General features: G+C 72.2%; 25 protein-coding genes. 12 read left to right on the top strand and 13 right to left on the bottom strand.

Translation table 11 applies throughout. The features are described from left to right. Positions 1 to 30: 30 nt before the first annotated feature. The 6 genes from ACNJ93_RS30890 to ACNJ93_RS30865 all read left to right on the top strand — a co-directional run bounded on the left by ACNJ93_RS30890 (position 31) and on the right by ACNJ93_RS30865 (position 5,256). A complete protein-coding gene (locus ACNJ93_RS30890) occupies positions 31 to 669 on the top strand; it encodes a GNAT family N-acetyltransferase (protein ID WP_418960760.1) in 639 nt (212 codons plus the stop codon). A 342-nt stretch (positions 670 to 1,011) separates the two neighbouring features. Next, complete coding sequence (locus tag ACNJ93_RS30885) at positions 1,012 to 2,430, top strand: sensor histidine kinase (protein ID WP_418960759.1); 1,419 nt, start codon at positions 1,012 to 1,014, stop codon at positions 2,428 to 2,430. A 1-nt stretch (position 2,431) separates the two neighbouring features. Next, a complete protein-coding gene (locus tag ACNJ93_RS30880) occupies positions 2,432 to 2,839 on the top strand; it encodes a roadblock/LC7 domain-containing protein (RefSeq protein ID WP_418960758.1) in 408 nt (135 codons plus the stop codon). Continuing rightward, on the top strand, positions 2,836 to 3,192 hold the full coding sequence (locus ACNJ93_RS30875; RefSeq protein WP_418960757.1) for a DUF742 domain-containing protein: 357 nt from the start codon (positions 2,836 to 2,838) through the stop codon (positions 3,190 to 3,192). The genes ACNJ93_RS30880 and ACNJ93_RS30875 overlap by 4 nt, the downstream gene beginning before the upstream one ends. Beyond that, on the top strand, positions 3,173 to 3,793 hold the full coding sequence (locus tag ACNJ93_RS30870; RefSeq protein WP_418960756.1) for a GTP-binding protein: 621 nt from the start codon (positions 3,173 to 3,175) through the stop codon (positions 3,791 to 3,793). The genes ACNJ93_RS30875 and ACNJ93_RS30870 overlap by 20 nt, the downstream gene beginning before the upstream one ends. Continuing rightward, the gene (locus ACNJ93_RS30865) at positions 3,790 to 5,256 is read left to right on the top strand and encodes a cytochrome P450 (RefSeq protein ID WP_418960755.1); all 1,467 of its coding nucleotides are present in this window, start codon (positions 3,790 to 3,792) and stop codon (positions 5,254 to 5,256) included. The genes ACNJ93_RS30870 and ACNJ93_RS30865 overlap by 4 nt, the downstream gene beginning before the upstream one ends. 137 nt (positions 5,257 to 5,393) lie before the next feature. Here ACNJ93_RS30865 and ACNJ93_RS30860 read toward each other — a convergent pair whose 3' ends face one another. The 9 genes from ACNJ93_RS30860 to ACNJ93_RS30820 form a co-directional block, all read right to left on the bottom strand. Next, positions 5,394 to 6,026 (bottom strand): DUF305 domain-containing protein, encoded by a 633-nt coding sequence (locus tag ACNJ93_RS30860; RefSeq protein WP_418960754.1) that lies wholly within the window; start codon positions 6,024 to 6,026, stop codon positions 5,394 to 5,396. A 94-nt stretch (positions 6,027 to 6,120) separates the two neighbouring features. Then, on the bottom strand, positions 6,121 to 7,629 hold the full coding sequence (locus tag ACNJ93_RS30855; protein WP_418960753.1) for an ABC transporter permease: 1,509 nt from the start codon (positions 7,627 to 7,629) through the stop codon (positions 6,121 to 6,123). Beyond that, complete coding sequence (locus ACNJ93_RS30850) at positions 7,626 to 8,303, bottom strand: ATP-binding cassette domain-containing protein (protein ID WP_418960752.1); 678 nt, start codon at positions 8,301 to 8,303, stop codon at positions 7,626 to 7,628. The genes ACNJ93_RS30855 and ACNJ93_RS30850 overlap by 4 nt, the downstream gene beginning before the upstream one ends. A gap of 41 nt (positions 8,304 to 8,344) precedes the next feature. Then, on the bottom strand, positions 8,345 to 8,923 hold the full coding sequence (gene pspAB, locus ACNJ93_RS30845) for a PspA-associated protein PspAB (protein WP_418960751.1): 579 nt from the start codon (positions 8,921 to 8,923) through the stop codon (positions 8,345 to 8,347). Between the two features lie 20 nt (positions 8,924 to 8,943). Next, positions 8,944 to 9,867: a zinc metalloprotease HtpX gene (gene htpX / locus ACNJ93_RS30840; RefSeq protein ID WP_418960750.1), complete on the bottom strand. Its 924-nt coding sequence runs from the start codon at positions 9,865 to 9,867 to the stop codon at positions 8,944 to 8,946. 13 nt (positions 9,868 to 9,880) lie between these two features. Then, positions 9,881 to 10,159, bottom strand: a complete 279-nt coding sequence (gene pspAA, locus ACNJ93_RS30835; RefSeq protein WP_418960749.1) for a PspA-associated protein PspAA — start codon at positions 10,157 to 10,159, stop codon at positions 9,881 to 9,883. Beyond that, positions 10,156 to 10,920: a PspA/IM30 family protein gene (locus ACNJ93_RS30830; RefSeq protein WP_418960748.1), complete on the bottom strand. Its 765-nt coding sequence runs from the start codon at positions 10,918 to 10,920 to the stop codon at positions 10,156 to 10,158. The genes pspAA and ACNJ93_RS30830 overlap by 4 nt, the downstream gene beginning before the upstream one ends. A gap of 253 nt (positions 10,921 to 11,173) precedes the next feature. Then, the gene (locus tag ACNJ93_RS30825) at positions 11,174 to 11,419 is read right to left on the bottom strand and encodes a DUF2933 domain-containing protein (protein ID WP_418961584.1); all 246 of its coding nucleotides are present in this window, start codon (positions 11,417 to 11,419) and stop codon (positions 11,174 to 11,176) included. A 58-nt stretch (positions 11,420 to 11,477) separates the two neighbouring features. Beyond that, a complete protein-coding gene (locus ACNJ93_RS30820) occupies positions 11,478 to 11,672 on the bottom strand; it encodes an SHOCT domain-containing protein (protein WP_418961583.1) in 195 nt (64 codons plus the stop codon). Positions 11,673 to 11,945: 273 nt separating this feature from the next. On the opposite strand from ACNJ93_RS30820, the gene ACNJ93_RS30815 reads away from it, so the two are divergent. The 3 genes from ACNJ93_RS30815 to ACNJ93_RS30805 all read left to right on the top strand — a co-directional run bounded on the left by ACNJ93_RS30815 (position 11,946) and on the right by ACNJ93_RS30805 (position 16,318). Beyond that, positions 11,946 to 14,756: a heavy metal translocating P-type ATPase gene (locus tag ACNJ93_RS30815; RefSeq protein WP_418960747.1), complete on the top strand. Its 2,811-nt coding sequence runs from the start codon at positions 11,946 to 11,948 to the stop codon at positions 14,754 to 14,756. Between the two features lie 163 nt (positions 14,757 to 14,919). Further along, the gene (locus ACNJ93_RS30810; RefSeq protein WP_418960746.1) at positions 14,920 to 15,390 is read left to right on the top strand and encodes a MarR family winged helix-turn-helix transcriptional regulator; all 471 of its coding nucleotides are present in this window, start codon (positions 14,920 to 14,922) and stop codon (positions 15,388 to 15,390) included. 52 nt (positions 15,391 to 15,442) lie between these two features. Next, positions 15,443 to 16,318, top strand: a complete 876-nt coding sequence (locus tag ACNJ93_RS30805; RefSeq protein WP_418960745.1) for an oxygenase MpaB family protein — start codon at positions 15,443 to 15,445, stop codon at positions 16,316 to 16,318. Here ACNJ93_RS30805 and ACNJ93_RS30800 read toward each other — a convergent pair. Next, positions 16,266 to 16,847, bottom strand: coding sequence for an SgcJ/EcaC family oxidoreductase (locus ACNJ93_RS30800; protein ID WP_418960744.1), 582 nt, complete (start codon positions 16,845 to 16,847; stop codon positions 16,266 to 16,268). The genes ACNJ93_RS30805 and ACNJ93_RS30800 overlap by 53 nt on opposite strands. Before the next feature lie 205 nt (positions 16,848 to 17,052). Here ACNJ93_RS30800 and ACNJ93_RS30795 point away from each other — a divergent pair, with 205 nt between their 5' ends. Next, complete coding sequence (locus ACNJ93_RS30795) at positions 17,053 to 17,316, top strand: hypothetical protein (RefSeq protein WP_418960743.1); 264 nt, start codon at positions 17,053 to 17,055, stop codon at positions 17,314 to 17,316. A gap of 78 nt (positions 17,317 to 17,394) precedes the next feature. Here the strand turns inward: ACNJ93_RS30795 and ACNJ93_RS30790 are convergent, their stop codons facing one another. Further along, positions 17,395 to 18,774 carry a TerD family protein gene (locus ACNJ93_RS30790; protein ID WP_418960742.1) on the bottom strand — a complete coding sequence of 460 codons (1,380 nt, stop codon included), beginning with the start codon at positions 18,772 to 18,774 and terminating at the stop codon, positions 17,395 to 17,397. Between the two features lie 162 nt (positions 18,775 to 18,936). Between ACNJ93_RS30790 and ACNJ93_RS30785 the strand changes: the two genes are divergently transcribed. Beyond that, positions 18,937 to 20,136, top strand: coding sequence for a cytochrome P450 (locus ACNJ93_RS30785; RefSeq protein ID WP_418960741.1), 1,200 nt, complete (start codon positions 18,937 to 18,939; stop codon positions 20,134 to 20,136). 14 nt (positions 20,137 to 20,150) lie between these two features. Beyond that, positions 20,151 to 20,369, top strand: a complete 219-nt coding sequence (locus tag ACNJ93_RS30780; protein WP_418960740.1) for a ferredoxin — start codon at positions 20,151 to 20,153, stop codon at positions 20,367 to 20,369. A gap of 61 nt (positions 20,370 to 20,430) precedes the next feature. Here the strand turns inward: ACNJ93_RS30780 and ACNJ93_RS30775 are convergent, their stop codons facing one another. Beyond that, a complete protein-coding gene (locus ACNJ93_RS30775; RefSeq protein ID WP_418960739.1) occupies positions 20,431 to 21,297 on the bottom strand; it encodes an NAD(P)H-binding protein in 867 nt (288 codons plus the stop codon). 55 nt (positions 21,298 to 21,352) lie between these two features. Continuing rightward, positions 21,353 to 23,047 carry a serine/threonine-protein kinase gene (locus ACNJ93_RS30770; protein WP_418960738.1) on the bottom strand — a complete coding sequence of 565 codons (1,695 nt, stop codon included), beginning with the start codon at positions 23,045 to 23,047 and terminating at the stop codon, positions 21,353 to 21,355. Positions 23,048 to 23,060 lie beyond the last annotated feature (13 nt).

Here is a 23,060-nt window from a genome sequence, read left to right as displayed (position 1 = left end):
GGCTTTTTCGTACACATGAGGAGATTCACCGTGCCCACCGACCGCACCGCCTACGCCCCCGGCGCCGACGCCGCCCCGGAGACGCGGGTGCCGACCGAGGTGCAGCGCCGGCCGCTGACCCGGGACGAAGCCCGGGTCGTCGTCGCCGAGATCAGGGACTCGCCGAAGATCACCGGGTACAGCCCCGCCGAGTGGACGGGCGGGCGCGACACGTTCGCACTGGTGCACGGCGACACCGGCGAGCTGGTGGGCGCGCTCCTCGTCCACCACCTGCTCGGCGACTGGTGCGAGGTCGCCGTCATGTACATCCTGAAGGAACACCAAGGGCAGGGCCACGGGCGGCGGTTGATGCGGGCCGCCCTCGACGCCCTGGCCACGTCGGGCAAGCGGCAGCTGATGTTCTTCACCCCCGGGCCCATTGCGGTGCTGGCCCGCGACTACGGCTTCCGGGTCTACGAGGACGAGGCCGCGTACTGCGCGCAGGGGCCGTCGCGGTGGTTCTTCCTGAAGGTCGTCTACAAGCTGCAGTGGCGCTGGAGCCTGTACCGGCTGCGGGAGATCCGGCGCAAGCGCCGGGTGCTCGACTGCGACTTCACCTTCCAACTGGGGGTGCTGGAGCCAGAGACGGCCCGGCGCAAGGCCGAGGAGTTTCGCAACGTCACAACCTGATCGCTCGATGACTTTTTCTGCCCATTGTTTTTTCGCTTTATTGGAAGGGATTGACTGAACGGAGCTTCCCTTTCAGCAACGGCACACACCAAACACGAACTGACTATGCTCCCCACATGTGTTGCGGTGCGCTCACAGCGAGTGAGCGACGCGGGCCGGCGCCTGGTTGCGAAACCGTGTTCCCGTCGGCGCATCGCGGCACCTCAGTCCGCTCATTCCTGACTGTCGAGGGACCCATTGATGGTTCGTGCAGGTTCGCCTTCCAGAGCTCGGCCGCGTGCGGGCTCCCCGGTGTGGCTCATTCCCCCGGGAGCCCTGGCCCTCGCTCTCGCCATAGGGCTGATGTTCTTCCCCGCTCAGATACGGACAGAGCTCGCCTGGTACGGCGTCACCGCGGTCGTCCTGACGGTCGTCACCTCCGCCGTGAGCGCGCGTCTGCTCAGCGCGGCGGACGCGGACCGTCATGCGCGGGCCCGCGCCGAGGTCCAGGCGTACTACGCGCAGCGGGAGGCCGCCCTCATGGGAAGCCTGTCCGACCAGCGGGCGACCGCCGTGTGGTTCGCCGAGGAACTGCTGCCCGCCGCCGTCGCCCGGCTGCACAAGGGCGATCCGGCCTCGGACATCATGCGCTCGGTGACCTTCGGCGAGCACCTCGACCCCGTGTTCACCGAGGCGCTCGAGAACGCCCTGCAGACGCTCCTGGAGGCCGTGCAGGCCGAGGAGAACACCCGTGACTCCTCGCAGCGCGCGCTCGTCGCCGTCGCCCGCCGGGTCCAGGCGATCGTGCACCAGCTCGCCAAGGACCTGCGGCAGATGCAGATCGTGCACGGCACGGACGTGGTGGTCTCCCGCGGTCTGCAGGACATCGACCACCGCAACGCCCTGATCGGCCGTCTCGCGGCCAGCATCGCGGTCCTCGGCGACGCCCGCCCCGGACGCCAGTGGTCCAAGGCCATCCCCCTGTACGACATCCTGCGCGGGGCCATGTCGCGCATCGTGGACTACCCGCGCGTGAAGCTGCAGTCCGTGACCGAGGTGGCGGTGGTCGGCCCCGGCGCAGAGCCGCTGATCCACCTGCTCGCCGAACTGCTCGACAACGCCACGACGTTCTCCCCGCCGCACACCCCCGTGGAGGTGACCGCGAGCGAGGTGCCGTCCGGCATCACGATCGAGATCGAGGACCGCGGCGTGGGGCTCACCGAGGAGGTCCGCCAGCGCATCGACCGCGTGATGACCCAGGCCGCCTCCGGCGTGTTCCTCGCGGGCCTGGGCGAGGTGACCCAGATCGGCCTGCCCGTCGTGGCCAGGCTCGCCCGCGAGCACGGCTGCGAGGTCGAGCTGCGCACCTCCGCCTACGGCGGCGTCCGGGCGGTCGTGCTCGTCCCCCGGCGCCTGATCACCACCGTGCAGAAGCCCGTCGTCCGGGCCATTCCGGAGCCCGCCCGCAGGCGGGTCGGCGGCCCCTCCCGCCCCGTACCGGTCACCGCTCCCCCGCCGCCGGCGCCGCTCTCCATGGCCGACCTCCCGGCCGGCTCCGGCGAGCCCGGGCGGACCGTCAACGGCCTCCCGCAGCGGCGCCGGGAGTCCCCCGTGCCCCGGCCCGTCGTGCGTACCTCCCCCACGCCCCCCGCCCCGCCGGCCTCCTCCCGCACCGGCACGACCCGTCAGCCGGGACTGATGTGGGAGGCGTTCAACGGCGAGAAGAAGCCGGCCGCCGAACCGTCAACTCCACACGTCGAGCCGTCAGATGAGGTCGAGTAACATGCAGCCACTGCCCAACATGGACTGGATGCTCAAGGAGCTCGTGGGCGGCGTCCCGTACGTACGGCACGTGGTCGTCCTGTCCGCCGACGGCCTGTGCATCGGGCAGGCCAACACGGCTCCCGACACCGCCGACGCCATCGCGGCGGCCTGCTCCGGCCTGCAGAGTCTGGCGCGGGCCATCGCCCAGATGTTCCCGCACGGTGACGGCACGACGCGGATGGTCGGCATCGAGGCCGACGGCGGCTACTTCTCCCTCATGGCGGCCGGGCCCGGCGCCTACCTCGCCGTGCTCGCCGACGAGGAGGTGGACGCCGGACTGCTCGGAGACCGGATGCGCACCCTGGTGGTCCGGATCGGCCAGCACATGACCAGCCCGCCCCGCGATGACGTCGGGCAGGCGATGTGACGTCTGAGAACCACGACGACTGGGACGAGGGAACTCCCGTTCCCCTGTACGTCATCACCGGGGGTTCGGGCCCCTCGGTGAAGACCTTCGACCTCGTCACCCTGATCGCCTCGCGGTCGGAGCCCGAACCCTCGATGCAGCCCGAGCAGGCGGCGATCCTCACGATGTGCCGCTACCCGCTGTCGGTGGCCGAGGTGTCGGCGTACCTGAGCCTTCCCTTCAGCGTCGTCACCGTCCTGCTGTCCCGGCTCGTCGACGACGAGCGGGTCGAGGCCATCGCACCGGTGCCCGTCGCGGCATTCCCCGAACGCAGCCTTCTGGAGGCGGTGATCCATGGACTACGCAAGCTCTGACGCGCCGCCGATGGGCCCACGCGACACCGACATGCTGCTGCCCCACGGCGCCCGGGGCGTCAAGGTCGTGATCGTCGGCGGCTTCGGGGTCGGCAAGACGACCATGGTCGGTTCGGTGAGCGAGATCCCGCCGCTGACCACCGAGGAGACCATGACGCAGGCCGGCGTCGGGATCGACCACAATCCCGGCGCCGAGGGCAAGAACACCACGACCGTCGCGATGGACTTCGGCCGGATCAGCATCAACCGGGAGCTGATCCTCTACCTCTTCGGCACACCGGGCCAGGAGCGCTTCTGGTTCCTGTGGAACGGGATCTTCGAGGGCGCCCTCGGCGCCGTGGTCCTGGTCGACACCCGCCGGATCGAGGTCTGCTTCGAGGTCATCACCCGTCTCGAGGACCGCCGCGTCCCGTTCGTCGTGGCCGTCAACGCCTTCCCCGAGGCCCCACACCACCCTGTCGAAGAACTGCGCACCGCTCTGGCCCTCAGCGACACCGTGCCCATCGTCACCTGTGACGCGCGCGACCGGTCGTCCTGCCGTGACGCCCTGCTGTCGCTGATGGTCTACCTGTGCACCCTCGCCGCCCAGGAGACCGTATGACCGTCCCGTCCCGACCCCACACACCAGACGCCGCCGGCCCCTCCGCCGCCGTGCCCCCGCCGGGGTGTCCGGCGCACGCGGCCACCGGCCCCGACGGCACGACCCGGCTCTACGGCGAGCTCGCGGCGACGGACCCCATGGGCCTGTACGAGAAGCTGCGGGCCGCCCACGGACCGGTGGCGCCCGTCCTGCTCGACGGCGACGTCCGCGCCTGGCTGGTCCTCGGGTACCTCGAGAACCGCGACGTGGCCACCCGCTCCACCCAGTTCTCCCACGACCCGCGGGTCTGGCACGGCTGGCGCAGCGGCGAGATCGACGCCGAGAACTCCCCGCTGATGCCGTTGATCGGCTGGCGTCCCGACTGCGTCTGCGCGGACGGCGAGGAGCACCAGCGGCTGCGCGGCGCCGTCACGGCCGGACTGAACCAGTTCGACCACCGCGGACTGCGCCGTCACATCACCCGCTTCGCGCACCAGTTGGTGGACTCGTTCTGCGAGAGCGGCAAGGCGGAGTTGGTGAGCCAGTTCACCGAGTACCTGCCGATGCTCACGCTCACCCACCTGCTGGGCATGTCGGAGGAGGACCGTCCGGAGCTGGTGCACGCGGCCCGCGACCTGTTCAAGGCCACGGAGACCTCGCTCGCCAGCAACGCGTACGTGCTGGAGAGCCTCGAACGGCTGGTCGTCGTGAAGCGGTCCCGGCCCGGTCAGGACATCGCCTCCGCGCTGATGGCGCATCCGGCCGGACTCACCGACGAGGAGGTCAAGCACCACCTGTGGCTCATCCTGCTCGCCGGGTACGAGACCACCACCAACCTCATGTCGAACGTGCTGCGCATGGTGGTCACCGACGAGCGGTTCCGCGGCTCGCTGGCCGGCGGTCAGATGACCCTGCCGGAGGCCGTCGAGCAGGTGCTGTGGGACGATCCGCCCCTTCTGGTGTGCCCGGCGCGCTGGGCCAACGGGGACACGACCTTGGGCGGACAGCAGATCAAGGCGGGCGACATGCTCCTGCTGGGCCTGGCCGCCGGCAACGTCGACCCGGCGATCCGGCCCGATCCGTCGGCCCCCGTCTACCACAGCCGGGCGCACCTGTCCTTCAGCGCCGGCAGCCACGAGTGCCCCGGTCAGGACATCGGCCGTGTCATCGCGGACACCGGCATCGACATCCTGCTGACCCGGCTGCCGGACATCGTGCTGTCCGTCCCCGAGGAGGAACTCGGCTGGCGCTCCACCACGTGGGCGCGGCATCTCACGGCGCTGCCCGTGACGTTCGCCCCGCGCTCCGCCCAGGGCCAGGAGGTCACGACGCCACTGCCGGCCCCGCCGCCGCCCACCGCGGGGCTGCCGCCTGAGCCGCCCGCCGGGCTGTGGGCACAGGCCGGCCCCGAGGGCGGACAGGTGCCCGCGCCCCGCGCCGCCTCGTGGTGGGTGCGCCTGGGACGGCTCCTGCGGGGGCGGTAGATCGTCGTGGCCGGGCACCCCGGTGGGCCTCTCAGGGGAGGCGTGGCGGGGTGCCCCGGTGTACCAGGCGCGGAGGCCGGACCGGAGCTGCGGCCTTCTGCCCGCCGCATGGGCACGGTCGCCTGCACCCGCCGGGCTCAGTCGGTGCCGAGCATCTCCTTCATCTGGGTGATCTCCGCCTTCTGGGCGGTGATGATGTCGTCGGCGAGTTCCTTGGCGGGGCCGTAGGCGCCTTCCTTCGTCTCGGTCTCGGCCATGGCGACGGCGCCTTCGTGGTGCCTGATCATCTGGGTCAGGAACATGGTGTCGAAGGCTTTGCCGGATGCGCCTCGCATGTCGTCCATCTGCTGGTCGTTCATCATGCCGGGCATGGACGAGGCGTCGCCGTGGTCCATGCCGTCCATCCCGTCCATGCCTCCAGGGACCTTTTCGCCCCAGGCCGTGAGCCAGGCGGACATCGTGGCGATCTCCGGTTCCTGGGCCTTCTTGATCTTCTCGGCGAGGGCCTTGACATCACTGGAGGAGGCCCGGGTTTCGGCCATGCCGGCCATCATGACGGCCTGGCGGTGGTGCGGGATCATGCCCTGGGCGAAGTCGACGTCCGCTTGGTTGTGCTCGCCTGCCGGGACCGAGACGGACGTGGTGGGGTTGGGAGAGGTGGCGGGAGAGCCGTTGCCGTTGTCTCCACAGCTGGTCAGGAAGAGCGCGGAGGCGGCGACTGCTGCGGCGGCCAGGGCGGTACGGCGGTACAGGGAGCGGGTGGTCTTCATGCGTGGCTCCTCAGGATGGAAGGGGACCAGGACATACCTGTACGCGCTGGGCAGCTCGTGTCGGCGGGTGCCACGCCGCCGAGGCGTCCGCCGGTCATGACGGCCGCCTGGTGCGGGCCGGGGCGATGGTGTGGCGGAACAGTGCGGTGGCGGTGAGGGTGAGTCCGGCCAGCCAGGCCAGGGCGATGAGCAGGGGGCCGGTTTCGTCGAAGCCCGGGGTGACGGCGGCGTCGATGAGGACGCGGCTGGAGCCGTAGCCGGGCAGGGCGTGCGCCCAGGTGGGCGGGTCGGGGTGGAGCATGGGGCTCTGTTCGATGCCCAGGTCGACGAAGGGCAGCAGGAAGGCGATCAGCACCCCGCCGACCCGTCCGAACAGCGGGCCCAGAAGGACGCCGATGAGGCCGTAGGTGAGGGCGAGCAGGACGTTCGCGGCGACGTAGAGGCCCCATTGGCGGGCGTCGAAGACGGTCGCGGTCACCGCGAGGGAGGCGGCGGTGGCCAGCAGCGCGCCGAGGACGACGACGGTCAGGCGGGAGGCGAGCAGGCTGCCGGGGCGGAACCCGGCGATGGCGAGGCGCTGGTCGCCTGTGCGGGCGTTGAGGACCGTGAAGAGTCCGGCGAGGGTGGCCAGGGAGGCGGTGGCGATCGGTGCCATGGTGCCGCCGTGGATGTCGGGAAGCCACGCCCGCTGGACGGTGGTGCGTCCGCCTTCGCGGACGGTCAGAGACGTGGACTGCTCGGGGGTGGTGACCACCGAGAGGAGGACGAAGACCGTCGGCACCGCGATGATCAGCACCCACAGCACCCTGTTGCGGCCGGCCTCTCTGAGCCCCGCGCGCACCCCCGCGGCCAGTTGGGCCCACGCCGAGCCGGGCCTGCCACCGTGTCGGGCACGGGCCGTGCGGCTGGTCGCGGAGATCACCGTCCAGCCGACCGCGGCGGCTGCCGCGGTCCAGGCCAGGGCCCAGCCGAGATCTCCGGGCCGGCCGCTGTGGCCGGAGGGCACGTCGACCATCCACAGCGTCACGAAGTGCGTCGGGAGCACCCGGGTCGCCGCTCGGTCCGCAGCGCCGAGGACAGGGCCGAAGAAGACGTCCAGGATCCACACGAACAGCACCAGTACGGTGCCGTTGACGGGGCTGGTCACCGTCGCGCCGATCAGCGCCCCGATGGCCAGGTAGATCACCGCGTACATCAGCGTTCCTGCCAGCACCCGCCCCGGATCATCGCCGAGCCCGGTTCTCAGCTGGAGGGCCAGCAGAGCTGCCGCCGCGGCCGTCACGGCCAGGACCGAGCCGGCGCCCATGCGTGCGGCCACCAGCCGGCGGGGCGCCAGGCCGGCGAGGATCAGCCGGCGATCAGCCGCGTGCGAAGCGCGTATCTGGAAGTACATGGCGATCGCCGCGATGAATCCCGCGGCCCAGCCTGCGGTGGCTGTCTGTACGGCGGGCCCGCCGGTGCCGCCGAGCAGCTCGGCCGCGTCCGCCAGCGGGCGTGCGGCCGCCACCACGAACACCACCGGAACCAGCACAAGCACAAGGAGGTTCACCGGCGTCCGGGCGGACTCGGCGAGAAAGCGACGCGCGAACGCCAAGACGGTCATCCGTGCACCGCCCTGCCGTCACGCAGTTCGACAATGCGGTCGAAGCGTTCTCGGTCCGTGACGAAGTGGCTGACGATCAGCACCGAGCGGCCCGCCTTGCGACGCCCGGCGACCAGGTTCCAGAACTTGAGGTACGTGTCGAAGTCGAAGCCCGCGTACGGCTCGTCCAGCAGAAGCACATCGGGATCGGCGAGGAGCGCCAGGCCCAGGTTCAGCTTGGCCAGGGTTCCGCCGGACAGCTGGTCCGCGCGGGTGCCGGCGTAGCGTTCGAAGCCGAGGGCTGCGTAGATCTCTCGGCGCGAACGTCGTTCCGCCTCGCGCGTCATGGCGTAGGCGTGGCCGAACAGCTCGAAGTGCTCGTCGCAGGTGAGGCGTTCGTAGACGACCGGTTGCTGCGGGCAGTAGCCCAGCCGTCCGGTGCGGGTCACGGTTCCGGCGTCGGCGGCGAGCGCACCGACCAGGATCTTCATCAGGGTGCTCTTCCCGGATCCGTTCTCCCCGACGATGCCGACCGCCTCGCCGGGAAACAGGGTGAGATCCACGCCCCGCAGCACCGGAGTCGTGCGGCGTACCGGCCACGGGCCGCGCCGGTACGCCTTCTCGATGCCGGCCGCCGCCAGCAGCGGGCGGGCGGTTCGCGGGTCGTCCCCGGAGCGGGGCTGGGGTTTGTTCACGTGGTCACCTCCCCGGGTCGGGTGGGCAGGCTTGCGTCGGATCACAGGCCGGGGGCGCCCCAGAGGGGGAACCAGCGGCTCAGGTCCTGCTCGATGCGCAGGTCGTCCTTGAGTACGGCCTTGACCTGGAGTTCCAGCGGGTTGTCGCGTGTGTTGCCGGGCAGCGGGGCGAACGGGTAGAAGGTGCCGCGCTTGTAGAGGTAGACGAGCGCGAGCGAGCGCAGTTCGGCGTCGTGGAAGGTGACCAGGGAACAGAGGAGGTGCGGGCCAAAGCCGCTGTCCTGCAGGGAGGTGTTGACCGCGTGGAGGTCGCTCACGAGGGCGGGCAGGTCGTCCGGTGGGCGGCGGGAGAGCAGCCAGGAGTAGCCGTAAGTGTCGTGGCTGAACTCCAGCGGGGCGCCGCCGCGTTCGGAATCGGCGGCCAGGAGGGCTCCCACCTCTTGCTGGACCTGGGCGAAGGCGCCGCCTTCGATCGCGGCGAAGCAGACCGAGCCCTCGCCGGTCGGGGTGAAGCCGATGGCGGCCTGGAGGGTGATCGCAGCCGAGGGCAGGGCGAAGAGCTGGTCCAGGTCGGGCCGGACCGGCTTGCTCCGGCCGAACAGCACATCCCAGAAACCCATAGGACCACCGTCTCCTTCGCTCAGTGCCTGCCGGGTTCGCCGCCCGCTTCGCCGAGCTGTGCGGAGAGCTCCGCGAGCGCCTCCAGCCGGCGTTCCAGGGTGGGATGGGTGGAGAACAGGTTGCCCACCGCGGTGCCGGGCCCGAGGGCGGGGGTGAAGAAGAACGCGTTGAACGCCTGGGCGGTCCGCAGGTCCTCGGTGGGGATGCGCGCGATGTCGCCGCTGACCTTGGTCAGCGCCGAGGCCAGCACGGACGGCTTGGCGGTCAGCATGGCCGCGGCCCGGTCAGCGGCCAGTTCGCGGTAGCGGGACAGGGCCCGGATGAGCAGGAAGCTGACGGCGTAGACGAGGGCGGACACGGCCATCACGGCCAGGAAGACGACGGCGGTGTTCTGGTCGCGCTGGCTGCGCCCGCCGAACAGCTGGGAGTAGAAGGCGAACCGGACGATCAGCCCGGCGATGACGCCCAGGAACGAGGCGATGGTGATCACCGCCACGTCGCGGTGGGCGACGTGGGAGAGTTCGTGGGCGAGGACGCCTTCGAGTTCCTCGGTCTCCAGGCGGCGCATGAGGCCGGTGGTCACGCAGACCACGGCATGGTCGGCGTTGCGGCCCGTGGCAAAGGCGTTGGGCAGGTCCATGTCGGAGACCGCTACCCGCGGCTTGGGCATGTCCGCGCTCGCGCACAGCCGGTCCACGACCCCGTGCAGCCGCGGCTGTTCCTCGACCGTGACGAGCCGGCCGCGCATGGCGTACAGGGCGATGCGGTCGGAGTACCAGTACTGGGCGCTCAGCAGGGCAGCGGCGATCACGACTACGAGGACGACGGACTTGAGCAGCACGATCAGCGCGGCGATGAACGCCACGTAGAGCAGTCCGAGCAAGAACATGGTGACCGCCATGCGGGCGGTCAGCTGCCGGTCGGGCTCGAACCTGCTGCGCATCGCCATCACCCCGTCAGCCTGGGATCAGGCCCTCGTCAGACAGCAGCTCGCGCACCTGCGGCAGGCTGGTCGACTCGTCGGGCAGCACCAGATCCGATGGAGTGATCCGCTCGTCGGGAAGCGGTGTGCCGAGGCGGCGTACGGCATCCAGCAGAGCCGACAGGGCAGACGCGAAAGCCGTCTCCTGACCCGCGTCGGCGGCCTTCTGCAGGGCGGAGTCCAGGTAGTTGAGCTGTTCGAGGTGCTCGTCGGCGATGTCGTACTGGCCCTCGCCGAGAATCCGCATGATCATGACTTCTCCTCCCGCTCCGGCCGTCGTGCACTGGCCACCGCCTGCGGAGCGGATCCCGCCGGCAGCTGTGTTTTCATCCTGGCCAGTTCGAGCTCCACGTCCCGACCTGCGGTGACACGCTCCAGTTCGGCCTGGATGTCGTCCCGGCCGGCCGGCAGGGTGGCGTCGTCCAGTGCTCCGGAGGCGATCAGTTCGTCCAGGGCGCCGGCGCGTGCCTGCAGCTGTTCGGTCTTGTCCTGGGCGCGCTGCATGGCCAGGCCCACGTCGCCCATCTCCTCGCCGATGCCGGTCACGGCTTCGGTGATGCGGGTCTGGGCCTCGGCTGCGGTATAGCTGGCCTTGATGGTCTCCTTGCGGGTCCGGAAGGCGTCCACCTTGCCCTCCAGGCGCTGGGCGGCGAGCGTGAGCTTGTCCTCCTGCTCCTTCAGCGACGTGTGCTCGGCTTGCAGGTCGGTGATCTGCGCGGCCACAGCGGTACGGCGGGTGAGCGCCTCGCGGGCCAGGTCCTCACGCCCGGCGGCCAGCGCCTGCTCGGCCTGGCCCTGCAGTTTGTCGGTGGACTGCTGGAGCCGGCTGAGCTGGAGTTCGACCCGCTTGCGGCTGGTCGCCACGTCGGCCACCCCGCGCCGCACGCGTTGCAGCATCTGCAGCTGCTGCTCGTAGGAGTAGTCCAGGACCTCGCGCGGGTCCTCGGCCTTGTCCAGCGCCTTGTTCGCCTTGATCCGGAACAGGGTGGTGATGCGTTGGGTGATGCTGGTCATGGTGACTCCTTGCTCGCCATGCATCCGTCGGGTGTGGCGGTTCAGGCCCCGGGCGCGCGGCTGCGTCACCGGCTCGTCCGCTGGTCACCGGCAGCCGAGCACCACTTCCCTTGTCCGGGCATGGATCCCGCGTGGCCGTTCGATCGTGTGCCGTCGGGCTCTTGCCGGTCACGGTCTGCTCCCGGAATGAGGTGCCGCTCGGTTCGCCGGGACGTCCCGGAGGGGTCTGCCGTGGCGTACACGGCCGGCCCGGTCAGGGCCGGCCGGATCCGGGGTGCTGGTGGTCGTGCTTGCGCATCGGATCGCGATCGTCCATGGGCCCGTCATCGCCGTGACCGCCCCCGTGCATGCCGCGCATCATGAAGAACATCATCAGCGGGCAGACGGAGACGACAGCCAGGAGAGCGAGCGTGCCCACGGGCACGCCGAGCGCCAAGGCGCCCACGAAGGCGATGGCGAGCGCGACCGCGTACAGACCGTAGTTCTTGTTGTTGTTCATCACGGCGCCTTCTTCCCGAGACAGCCGGTCCGGCCGGGCGCAGTTGAGTCGGCCGGGGTCAATGCTTGGTGGGTGGGCCGGAGCCGTGCAGCGCATCCAGGCGCCGCCGGTAGTCCTCCTCGTCGATGTCGCCGCGGGCGAACCGCTCAGCGAGCTGCTGCTCAGGCGAGGCGCAGCAGGGCGGGGAGTGGGCTCGGTGGCTGGGCTCAGTGTCCGCAGGAGCAGGACGGCGGCGGCGATGATCAGAGCCCAGAACGCGATCATGCCGGCCGACATCGCGAACCAGCCCCAGCCGCTGACGTCGTGGTCGAACCAGAACATCATCACGATCGCCTCCCCGGTGACCGGAAGGGCGGGGCTGCGAGCCCCGCTGCCCGCCTGGTCGTTCACCATCATGGTCACCCGGTCCCAGTCGTACGGTGCAGGGCCGGGTGGTCCCCGGCTGGTGGGCCGGTCAGCCCCTACCTGGTGCGGGTAGGGCAAGGGACGCTGGGAGGGAGCGCACACGCAAGGAGGGCGATCTGCCATGGGTGTCGCCGATGTCGTGGTCGTGATCCTGACCGCGGTCCTGATCGGAGGACTGGGCTGGTTCTTCTTCGGCCCGCGCAAGGCCCGCACCGCGCAGTTGGAGGGCGGCGTGCAGCGGGTCGAGGTGACCGTGCGGGGCGGCTACAGCCCCAACGTCATCAAGGTCCGCCAGGGCGTGCCGGTGGAGCTGGTCTTCGACCGGCAGGAGAGCGGGGAGTGCACCAACCGGGTCGTCTTCCCCGACCTGCGGGTCAGCGCCGGGCTGCCGGCCCATGCCCGCACCACCGTACGGATCAGCCCGGAACAGGCGGGCTCTTACGGTTTCGCCTGCGGGATGAACATGATCCACGGCACCCTGCTGGTCGAACCCGCGGACGGCCCCAGTGCCACGGAGGCCACGCCGGGCGGAGAGGGCCGGGGCGAGGCTCCCTCCGCCGCTGCCGGGCACGGTCTCGGCGAAGGCAGTGGAGCCGAGGCGGAGGCGGCCGAGGCCGCCGAGCGGCGCGCCGAGATCACGGACCTCACCCGCCGGGTCGCCGTCGGCGCGGTGCTCACGCTGCCGGTGCTCTTCGCCGTCATGGCCCACGAGCTGTTCGGCGCGGACTGGGTGCCGGGCTGGCTGCTGGACCACTGGCTCCAGCTGGCACTGATCACGCCGGTGATGTTCTACACCGGCTGGCCGATCCACTCCACCGGCTGGCTGACCCTCAAGCACCGCGGCGCCGACATGAACTCCCTGATCACCCTGGGGACGACGGCCGCCTACGGCTACAGCCTGCTGGTCACCCTCGCGCCCGGTCTGCTTCCGGAGGACGTGCGGGAGGTGTACTTCGAGGCGGTCGGGGTCATCCTCACCCTCATCCTGCTCGGCCGCCTGCTGGAGGCCCGCGCCAAGGCCGGCACCGGCGAGGCCATCCGTTCCCTCCTCGGTCTCCAGGCCCGCACCGCCCGCGTGATCCGCGACGGCACCGAGACGGAGGTCCCGGTCGAGGACGTGACGGTCGGCGACACGGTGGTGATCCGGCCCGGGGAGAAGGTCCCGGTCGACTCGGTCGTGCTGTCCGGGTCCTCGGCGGTGGACGAGTCGATGGTCACCGGCGAGCCGATGCCGGTCACCAAGCACGCAGGGGACACGGTCATCGGCGCCACCGTCAACACCACCGGCTCCCTGCGGGTCCGGGCGAGCAAGGTCGGCGCCGACACGATGCTCGCCCAGATCATCCGCCTGGTGCAGCAGGCCCAGGCGTCCAAGGCCCCCATCCAGCGGCTCGCCGACACGGTCTCCGCCTACTTCGTGCCCGCCGTCATCGCCATCGCCGTCGCTGCCTTCGCCCTCTGGTACACCGTCGGGCCCGCCCCAGCGCTCACCCTGGCGCTGGTCTCCGCCGTAGCGGTACTGATCATCGCCTGCCCCTGCGCCCTCGGTCTGGCCACACCCCTGTCCGTCATGGTCGGCACCGGGAAAGGCGCGCAGGCCGGCATCCTCATCCGCTCCGCCGAGGCCCTGGAGACCGCCCACAAGCTGGACACGATCGTGCTGGACAAGACCGGCACCGTCACGGCAGGCAGGCCCGCCCTCACGGATGTGCGCACCGCCAACGGCTTCCAGGAGAGCGAGCTGCTGGCGCTGGTGGCCGGGGCCGAGGCGGACAGCGAGCACCCGCTCGCGGGCGCGATCGTCGCCGGGGCCCGCGACCGCGGCCTCACCCCGCCTGCGGCAAGTGGCTTCGACTCGGTCACCGGCAAGGGAGTCCGGGCCAGCGTCGACGGCCGCACGGTCCTCGTCGGCACCGCCCGGCTGCTCGCCGACGCCGACGTCGACACCGGCGCCCTCACCGAGGTGGCCGCCGGCTTCTCCGCCGAGGGCAAGACTCCGGTCCTGGCCGCCGTCGACGGCCGGCCCGCAGGCGTCCTCGCCGTCGCCGACACCCTCAAGGACGACTCGGTCCAGGCCATCGCGGCCCTGCACCGGCTCGGCCTGCAGACGGTCATCATCACCGGTGACAACGCCCGCACCGCCGCCGCCATCGCCGCCCGGGTCGGCGTACGCCGGGTCCTGGCCGAGGTCCTGCCCGAACACAAGGCCGACGAGATCCGCCGCCTGCAGGCCGAGGGCCGCACCGTGGGCATGGTCGGCGACGGCATCAACGACGCCCCCGCGCTCGCCGCCGCCGACGTCGGCCTGGCCATCGGTACCGGAACCGACGTCGCCATCGAGGCCGCCGACATCACCCTCATCTCCGGTTCCCTGACCGGCGTCGTCACCGCCATCCGGCTCTCCCGCGCCACCATGCGCAACATCAAGCAGAACCTGTTCTTCGCCCTGATCTACAACGCGATCGGCGTACCGCTCGCCGCAGGCGCCCTCTACCCGCTGTGGGGCATCCGCCTCAGCCCGATCATCGCCGCCGGCGCCATGGCCCTGTCCTCCCTGTCCGTCGTCACCAACGCCTCGCGCCTGCGCCGCTGGCGCACCAGCCCGCTCCCGGCCGCCACCTCAGAGCCCGTGGAGCCCGAGGTGGAATCCGCAGCCGACCGCACCCCGGCCCCCACCACTGCCGCCGCACACGCACACCACCAGCCCGAGCCCACCATCGGCGAGGGACCCCAGCCCGGCGTCGAGGACAGTGCGGTCGATCCGGTGTGCGGCATGCGCCTGAACCCGTCAACCGCCGCCGAACGGCGCGACACCGACCACGGCAGCTACTTCTTCTGCTCCGCGCAGTGCGCATCCGCCTTCGACGCCCACCCGGACCACTACCTCACACCGGCAGGGAACAGGCCCCCGGAAGGAGGCGAGAACCGATGATCACGGCCGCCGCTCACGCGCCGCCGTCGCCGCCAAGTACCCCGCAGCCCGAGGGACCGGGACCACTCGCAGGCACTTGCAGGCGCTTTCTACCGGATCTGGCGGTTATTTTCCCCTGTGGCGTATCCTGGGCGGCAGACGCACCGGAAGGAGGCTGGGCCCGATGGCCGCCACCGACCCCGCGCTCACCGCCCTGGCGGACGGCTGGGACGCCCTCTCCGTGCTGCACGACCGGATCGAGACGCATCTCGAACGCGCCCTGCAGGCCCGGCACGACCTGAGCGCGCGGGAGTACGCGCTCCTCGACGTCCTCGCCCGCCAGCACGGCGGGGAGGGCGGGCACCTGCAGATGAAGCAGGTCGCCGATGCCGTGGTGCTGAGCCAGAGCGCCACCACCCGCCTGGTCTCCCGGCTCGAGGACCGGGGCCTGCTGACCCGGTACCTGTGCCCGACCGACCGGCGTGGCATCTACACCGACGTCACCGAGCAGGGCCGGAAGCTCCTGGAGGAGGCCCGGCCCACCCATGACGCCACGCTCCGTGAAGCCCTCGCCGAAGCCGCGCGGAACCCGGAGCTGGCCCCGCTGGTCGAGGCGGTGCGGACGATCGAGGCGCCGACGGCCGGCCGCCGGTAGCCGTCCCGTCCGCACCCTCCCGGGGAGGGAAGCGCAGCGCCATACTGGGGGCGTGAGTCGGTCTCTGCTGTCTCCGGGCGAGCTGCGCGAGCGGGCCGGCGACGTGCTGCTGCACCACGTCGCGGGTCCGACGGCGCACGAGAAGCGGGCCCGCATCCACGGGGCGCCCGGACCTCGTTGGTTCGGACCGGAGCGGCCGGTGCGGGTGGTGCACGCGGACGCCTCGATGTACGTCGGCGGGCTGGCCGCCCTGCTGCTCCAGTCGCTGCATCCGCTCGCGATGGCGGCCGTCGCCGCCCACTCCGGATTCCAGGGCGACCCGTGGGGCCGCCTCCAGCGCACCAGCACCTTCCTCGCCGTGACCACCTTCGGCACCGCCGAGGACGCGGCCCGGGCGGTGGAGCGGGTCCGGCGGGTGCACGCGAGCATCAGCGGGACGACGTCCGAGGGCGTGCCGTACCGCGCCTCCGATCCGCACCTGCTCGGCTGGGTCCACCTCGCGGAGGCCGAGTGCTTCCTGCGCGCGCACCTGCGGTACGGGCGGCGGCCGCTGGACGCGGCGGGCCAGGACAGGTACGTGGCCGACATGGCGCAGGTGGCGCGCCGGCTCGGCGTGGAGCGGCCCCCCGAGACCCGCGCCGAGCTGACGGCGCTGCTCGCCGCGTACCGGCCCGAGCTGCGGGCCACGCCGGAGTCCCGGGCGACGGCCCGGTTCCTGCTGTCCGAACCGCCGCTCCCGGCTCCCGCCAGGGTGCCGTACGCGTTCCTGGCGGCCGCGGCGGTCGAACTGCTGCCGCCCTGGGCCCGCGCGGAGGTCGGCCCGCCGCGCACCCTCCGCCTGATCCTCCCGCTGGCCCGCCCCGGCGGCCACGCGATCACCGCGGCCCTGCGCTGGGTGATCCCCCCGCCGCCGGTCCCGACGGGGTGACGCCCGCCTTCGCGGAGGGCGACCGTACGGGCTGAGGCAGCGTCACGGCGCGGGCGCGGCCCACGCCGAGGCGCTGGGCGAGCCGGGTCATGCCCTGCGACATCCGCGAGGGCATCGAGTCCGGCTCGGGGATGCCGACCGGCCGCTGCCGGCCGTTCTGGATCGCGGCGATCCGCCAGCCGTCCGGCGTGCGCACGCAGACGATGATCTGCCGGGACAGCCGCCGCCTGGGGAGCGTGCTGCGCCAGGGCATGAGCACCGAGCCGTTGCCGACGACCACGGCCACGGAGTCGGTGACGAAGCGGAGCGACTCGATCTCGCCGACCATCGCCGAACCGGCGATGACGCCGCGGAAGAGCTTGTCGTGGTTCTCCTGCAGCCGTTCCACCCCGGCCGCCCAACTGCCGTCGTACGACACGTAGTCGGCGTCCTCGGTGAACAGCCGGCCGAAGCCGACGGAGTCCGCCTCGGTCCAGGTCCTGCAGTACTCCGCGAAGAGGGCGCGGATCTCGGTCTCGCGAGTGTCCATGGGTACGTCACTCCCCCGCTCACGGCCCGTCCGGGCCCGGCTCGGCGTCCAGATATATTTCGTTCGTCCGAACGAAATATATGCACGCCCGACGGCCGGGTCAAGGGACGCCCGCAGGTTCGTGCGCCCCCTGGGCCGCTCGTAGGATGACGGCGCACGCGCCGTGCCACAGGGGCGAACGCGCGTGCCAGGAGAGGGGTGGGGCATGGCGCTGCCGGAGAAGCTGGCCCAGTGGGAGGACTGGGACGGTGCCGCCTTCGAGGTGGGGCGGGCGCTGGGAATCTTCGACGAGGAAGACTCCTTCACCTCCGTGAAGCGGGTGTTCTGGACGAACAATCCGCTGGGGAACGCCCTGCACGAGGTACTGCACCAGCTGACGGCCGCCGGTGTGCTGGAGTTGCAGGACGAGCCGGACATGCAGTTCCGCTGGTCGGCGTCGGGCGCGGCAGAAGCGAAGAAGGCGGGCTGACCACGCCGGGGGCACCGCCCCGGCGTGGCCGCCCGCCTCGCTGCTGTCGGTTTCAGGTCGCGGCGCCTCGGGTGCCGCTCACCACGACTCGTCGTCCGGGAGGTGCCCTCGGTCTCCCGTCCAGGGCTGTACCCGGGTCAGGCCCGCCGTCCACGGGCCGTCGGCCATCTCGAACTGGACGACCAACGGGCCCTCGGGCAGCGGGACGACCTCGCGTCGCCGGCCGATCTCGTTGACCACGTTGTCGTCGTCGGGCAGGGCCGTCGGGTCCTCGTGACCGGCGAGCTCGAAGGTGTTGACGATGAGGTTGTCCTCGCCTCGGTACTGGATGACCAGGTCCGCCACCCCCGCCGTGTGCAGCAGGACGTCGGGGCCGCGGAACTCCGCCTGCTCCTCCGTCAGGACGCGCGCCGCCGACAGCGGCAGCACCGCCACCCGCCACGGGCCCTCCGCCTCCAGCCGCATGCGCAGGGAGCCGTGCTTGGGGACATGGGTGAGCAGCCGGCCGTAGAAGTCGTCCTCGGTGCTGTTGACCAGGTAGTCCTGCTCCTTGTTGCGCCGGTTCAGGGTCGTCAGGCCGGTGTATCCGTCCCCGCGCACGGAGAGTTCGACGACGACGGGCCCCGGCGGGAGCCCGTCGACCGTGAGCACGTCGTTGTCGCGGCCGCTGAACAGGTGCGGCTCGAAGACCGCGCCGTACGTCCACGGGGCCGCGGGCCCGGGAGGCACGGGAGCGGACGGCGGTACGGGCGGCACCGAGGCCACGGGCGGGACCGGCGGCACGGGGGCCACAGGTGGTACCGGCGGCGCCGAGGCCACAGGTGGTACCGGCGGCACCGAGGCCACGGGCGGGACCGGCGGCGTGGGCACGGCGAAGGCGGGTGCCGCCGACGGCACCGGCACCTGCACCGGAACCGAGACCGGCGGCGGCACGTGCTGCGGTACCGGCCCCGCATGGGCCGGCGCCTCCGCCTGCGCGACCTCGACCCCGTGGTCCGTGGCCAGGCCCTCGATGCCGTTCTCGTAACCCTGGCCCACCGCGCGGAACTTCCAGCCGCCGGCCCGCCGGTACAGCTCGGCCAGGACCATCGCCGTCTCCCCCGCGGCGTCGGTCACCTCGTACCGCGCCACCGACGTGCCGTCGGGCGCGAACGCCTCGACGGCCAGTCCGGAGGCGTCCCGCATCGCCCGGCCGCCGTCCGTCGAACCGACGACCAGCACCCGGTCGATCTGCTCCTCCACAGCCGGCAGCGCCACGTCGAGCCACGCGCTCCCGGCGTCCTCGCCCGACAGCTGTACGGCGCCCGTCGGATGCGCGGGGGCGCCGTGGAACACCACGTCCGCGTCGCCCCGCACCGTCCCGGCCTCCGTGAGCAGCAGCGCCATCGCGTCCACGCCGCCCGTCACGGCGATCCGCAACGGCACGGACGGCACAAAGCCGTTGGCTCCCTTGATCATCGCCCCCACCGCGCCGCACCGGCCCTTTCCTCGAAGTCCCCACCCTTGTCGATCACGAGGTGATCCTCCATTCCTGTGGGACTCCGGGCAAGTGCCCCCGTTCCGGTGGTTTGGCCGAACTGCATGTAGACCGCATGGGTGCCTGAGGCATGTAGTGGAGGCATGTCGAAGGCCGTGGCGTTCCCCCAAGACCGCAGCTGTCCCTACCATCCCCCGACCGGCTATCCGCAGACCGACGACGAGCGCCCCCTGTCCCGGGTGACCCTGTGGGACGGGCGGGAGGTGTGGCTGGTGACCGGACACGGCACCGCCCGCGCGCTCCTCGCGGACCAGCGCCTCTCCACCGACAGCACTCGCGACGACTTCCCGATCCCGACCGAGCGCGCCGCGGGCCTGCGCCGACGGCGCCGGGCGGCGCTGCTCGGCCTGGACGACCCGGAGCACAACGCCCAGCGCCGGCTGCTGATCCCGAGCTTCACGCTCAAGCGGGCCGAGCGCCTGCGCCCGCGCATCCAGGAGATCGTGGACCGGCTGCTGGACGCCATGGTGGCCCAGGGGCCGCCGGCGGAGCTGGTGAGCGCGTTCGCGCTGCCGGTGCCGTCCATGGTGATCTGCGAACTGCTCGGCGTGCCGTACGAGGACCACGACTTCTTCGAGGAGCGGTCCCGCCGGCTGCTGCGCGGGCCGACGGCCGCGGACACCGAGCAGGCGCTCGCCGACCTGGAGGGGTACCTCGGCGAACTCGTCGACCGCAAGCGGAAGAAGCCCGGCGAGGGCGTCCTGGACGACCTGGTGGCGCGGGCGGAGGAGGAGGGCGGACCCGGGCGGGAGGAGCTGGTGGACCTGGCCACCATCCTGCTCGTCGCCGGGCACGAGACCACGGCGAACATGATCTCGCTGGGCACGTACACGCTGCTGTCCCACCCCGAGCGGCTGGCCGAACTGCGGGCGGACCCGGCCCTCGTCCCGGTCGCCGTCGAGGAGTTGCTGCGGTACCTGTCGATCGCGGACGGGATGCTGCGCGTGGCCCGCGAGGACATCCCGGTCGAGGGCGCGCCCGGGACGGTGGTGCGCGCCGGCGAGGGCGTGGTGTTCTCCACGTCCGTCATCAACCGGGACGCCGCCGCGTTCAGCGAGCCGGACACCTTGGACTGGGGCCGGTCGGCCCGGCACCACGTGGCCTTCGGCTACGGCATCCACCAGTGCCTGGGGCAGAACCTGGCCCGCGCGGAGCTGGAGCTCGCGCTCGGCACGCTGCTGCGCCGGCTGCCGGGGCTGCGGCTCGCGGTGCCCGCGGACGAGGTGCCGTTCAAGCCGGGCGACACCATCCAGGGGCTGATCGAACTGCCCGTCGCCTGGTGAGAGGAGCCCGTCGTATGCCCGCTCCCGTCACGATCGCCGTCGACCGTTCGGTGTGCATCGGCGCCGGCCAGTGCGCCCTGACCGCGCCGGACGTCTTCACCCAGGACGACGACGGCTACGGCACCGTACGGCCGGGCCGCGAGACCGCGGGCGGCACGATGCTGCGCGAGGCCGTCCGTGTCTGCCCGGTACGGGCGATCACCGTCCACGACGCCCGCGACCCCGGCGCCTGACGGCCCGCCGCACCCGGCCCCGGCACGAACTCCGGGACCGGGCGCGGCACTTCGCGCACGGCTACGCCGTGAACGCGTGCGCGTGCCGGGCGGCCCATGCGGCGAAGGTCCTGGCCGGGCGACCGGTGACCTTCTCGACGGTGTCGACGACCGTGTAGCCGACCTCCGGCGTGTTCCCGTACGCCTCCAGGAGGAAGCCGACCACCTCGTCGTCGTGCCCCGCCGCCCGCCACTGCGCGACGGCCTCGTCCTCGCTCAGCTCCACGAGCGCGACCTCGCGGCCGCGAGCGGCGCCGATGGCGGCGGTCTTGTCCGCGAGGGTCAGCACCTCGGGACCGGTGAGCACGTACTCCCGGCGGCCGTGGCCCTCCTCGGTGAGCGCCACGGCGGCGACCGCGCCGATGTCGCCCTCGTGCACCATGGCGCTGATCCGGTCCGCGAAGGGTTCGCGCACCTCGTCGTTCTCGACGATGCCGGGCGCCCACGCGAGGGCGTTGGCCATGAACTCGACGGGCATCAGCACCGTCCAGTCCAGCTCGTCGTCGGCCCGTACCGCGTCCTCCAGCAACGACGGCCCGCCGCCGTGCAGCACGGTGACCCGCCGTACGCCGGCGGCCCTGGCCAGTTCCAGGATGCGCGGCCCGGTCTCCAGCGGGGCGAAGTACGCGCCGCCGAAGGTGATCAGGTGGAGGCCGGTGACGCCCTCCAGTGCCGGGACCAGGGTGTCGGGTTCGGTCAGGTCGCCCCGCACCACCTCGACGCCGTCGGGGAACGCGGCCTTCTCCGGGTCGCGGGTGAGGGCGCGGACCCGGTGGCCGCGGTCGAGGAGTTCGGCGACGACCTGGCGGCCGACGGTCCCGGTGGCACCGGTGACGAGAAGCGTCAGGGCGTGGGGATCGGTCTGCGTGTGCTGCTGTGTCTGCGTCATGATCCGACCGTATGAGCCCTTGCGGACAGGTTCGGTCCGCAAGGGCGGGGCGGTTTCAGGAGGCGGGAAGCGTCGAGACGACCTTGCCGGTGGCGTCGACGGCGAGGTAGCCGCTGGCGTGGTACGCGTTGCTGAGGTAGAAGCGCAGCGTCGGGCGGTCCTCGTTGAACGTCCAGCGGTCGACGACGACGTACCGCATGGTGGGGTCGTCGACCTTGAGGTCGCGTTCGCCGCGCTTCATCAGCGCGGGGAGGTCGTCCCACGGCAGGGCGGCGGCGTCGAACGGCTGCTCGTCGGGATCGTCGGCGCTGATGGTGCCGCCGGGCCCGGTCTTCCGGGCCACGCCCCCGCGGTACTCGTACGCGTCGTAGGTCTTCGCGCCGGGCCGGGTGGGGATGTCGGCGAGGGCGTACTCCTCGTAGATCGTCAGGTCCTTCACCGTCGTGGTCCCGGCGGCCTCGCGGAACGCCGCGAGGACCGCGCGTACGTTGGCGGGGGTGAGGAGGCTCCCGCGCACCTCGGGCGCGGCGGACGGGGGCGTGGCGGAGCCGCTCCCGGAACCCGAGCCGGAGCCGGGGACGCGGGCCGAACTCGTCGGCGTCGCACGGCCCTTGGCTCCGGTCGTTCCGTCGCTGCCGTCGTCCCCGTCGGGGAGCAGCTTCACCAGGCCGACGCCCAGCACCGCGGCGAGCACGACGGAGGCAGCCACCATGGCGCCGCCCAGGCGCGGCCGCGCGGACCCGGCCGGCGGCACCGGGGCCGGCACGGTCGGCGGCCCGAAGCCGCCACCCGGCGGGGTCGGCGTCGCGTAGGCGGGGTGGGGGTACGGGCCGGGGACCGGGGGCGCGGGAACGGGCGCCGGCGCACCGGCCGCGGCGTGGGCGGCACCGGCCGGCGCGCCCTTCGTCGCCGCCTCCGCCTCGGCCAGCAGCCGGTCCAGGAGCGCCCCGTCCGGCCGCTGCGCCGGATCGCGGACGAGGAGCCGGGTCAGCACGGGCCCCAGGGCGCCGGAGCGCACCGGCGCGGGGATCGGGTCGTCGAGCACCGCGACCACGGTCGCGAGGCCGGTGGCGCGGCGCAGCGGGTGGTGGCCCTCGGCGGCCACGTACAGGAGCATGCCGAGCGACCACAGGTCGGAGGCCGGGTTGCCCTCCTCGCCGCGCACCCGCTCGGGGGCGATGAACTCGGGCGAGCCGATCAGGTCGCCGGTGGAGGTGAGCCGGGAGGTGGCCCCGTCGAAGGCGGCGATGCCGAAGTCGGTGAGCACGGCGCGGCCGTCGCGGCGGAGCAGCACGTTGGCGGGCTTCACGTCGCGGTGCTGGATGCCGGCGGCGTGGGCGGCGCGCAGGGCGGAGAGGACCTGGCGGCCGAGGGCGAGCACCTCGGGCACGGGCATCGGGCCCTCGGCGAGCCGGTCGTACACCGAGCGGCCCTCGACGAGTTCCATCACGATCCACGGGTGCGAGCCGTCCAGCGGGTCGACGATGTGGTGGATCGTCACCACGTGCGGGTTCGACAGCCGGGCCAGGGCGCGGGCCTCCCGGACGGCGCGTTCGCGCAGCTGGACGGCGAGGCCGGGGTTCGCCTCCTCGACGGCGGGGTCGGGCGGGCGGACCTCCTTGAGGGCGACCTCGCGGTCGAGGGCGATGTCGCGGGCGCGCCAGACGGTGCCCATGCCGCCGCTGCCGAGGCGGGATTCCAGTCGGAAGCGTCCGTCGACCAGGGGTCTTCGGTCGTCACTCGTGCTCATGAGCGGTCATCGT

Origin of the sequence: Streptomyces tritici, assembly GCF_048500665.1 — a bacterium.
In the GTDB taxonomy this organism is placed as follows: Bacteria; Actinomycetota; Actinomycetes; order Streptomycetales; family Streptomycetaceae; genus Streptomyces; species Streptomyces tritici.
The sequence above is the reverse complement of the archived record's forward strand: the minus strand, read 5'-3'. Positions and strand labels throughout refer to the sequence as shown.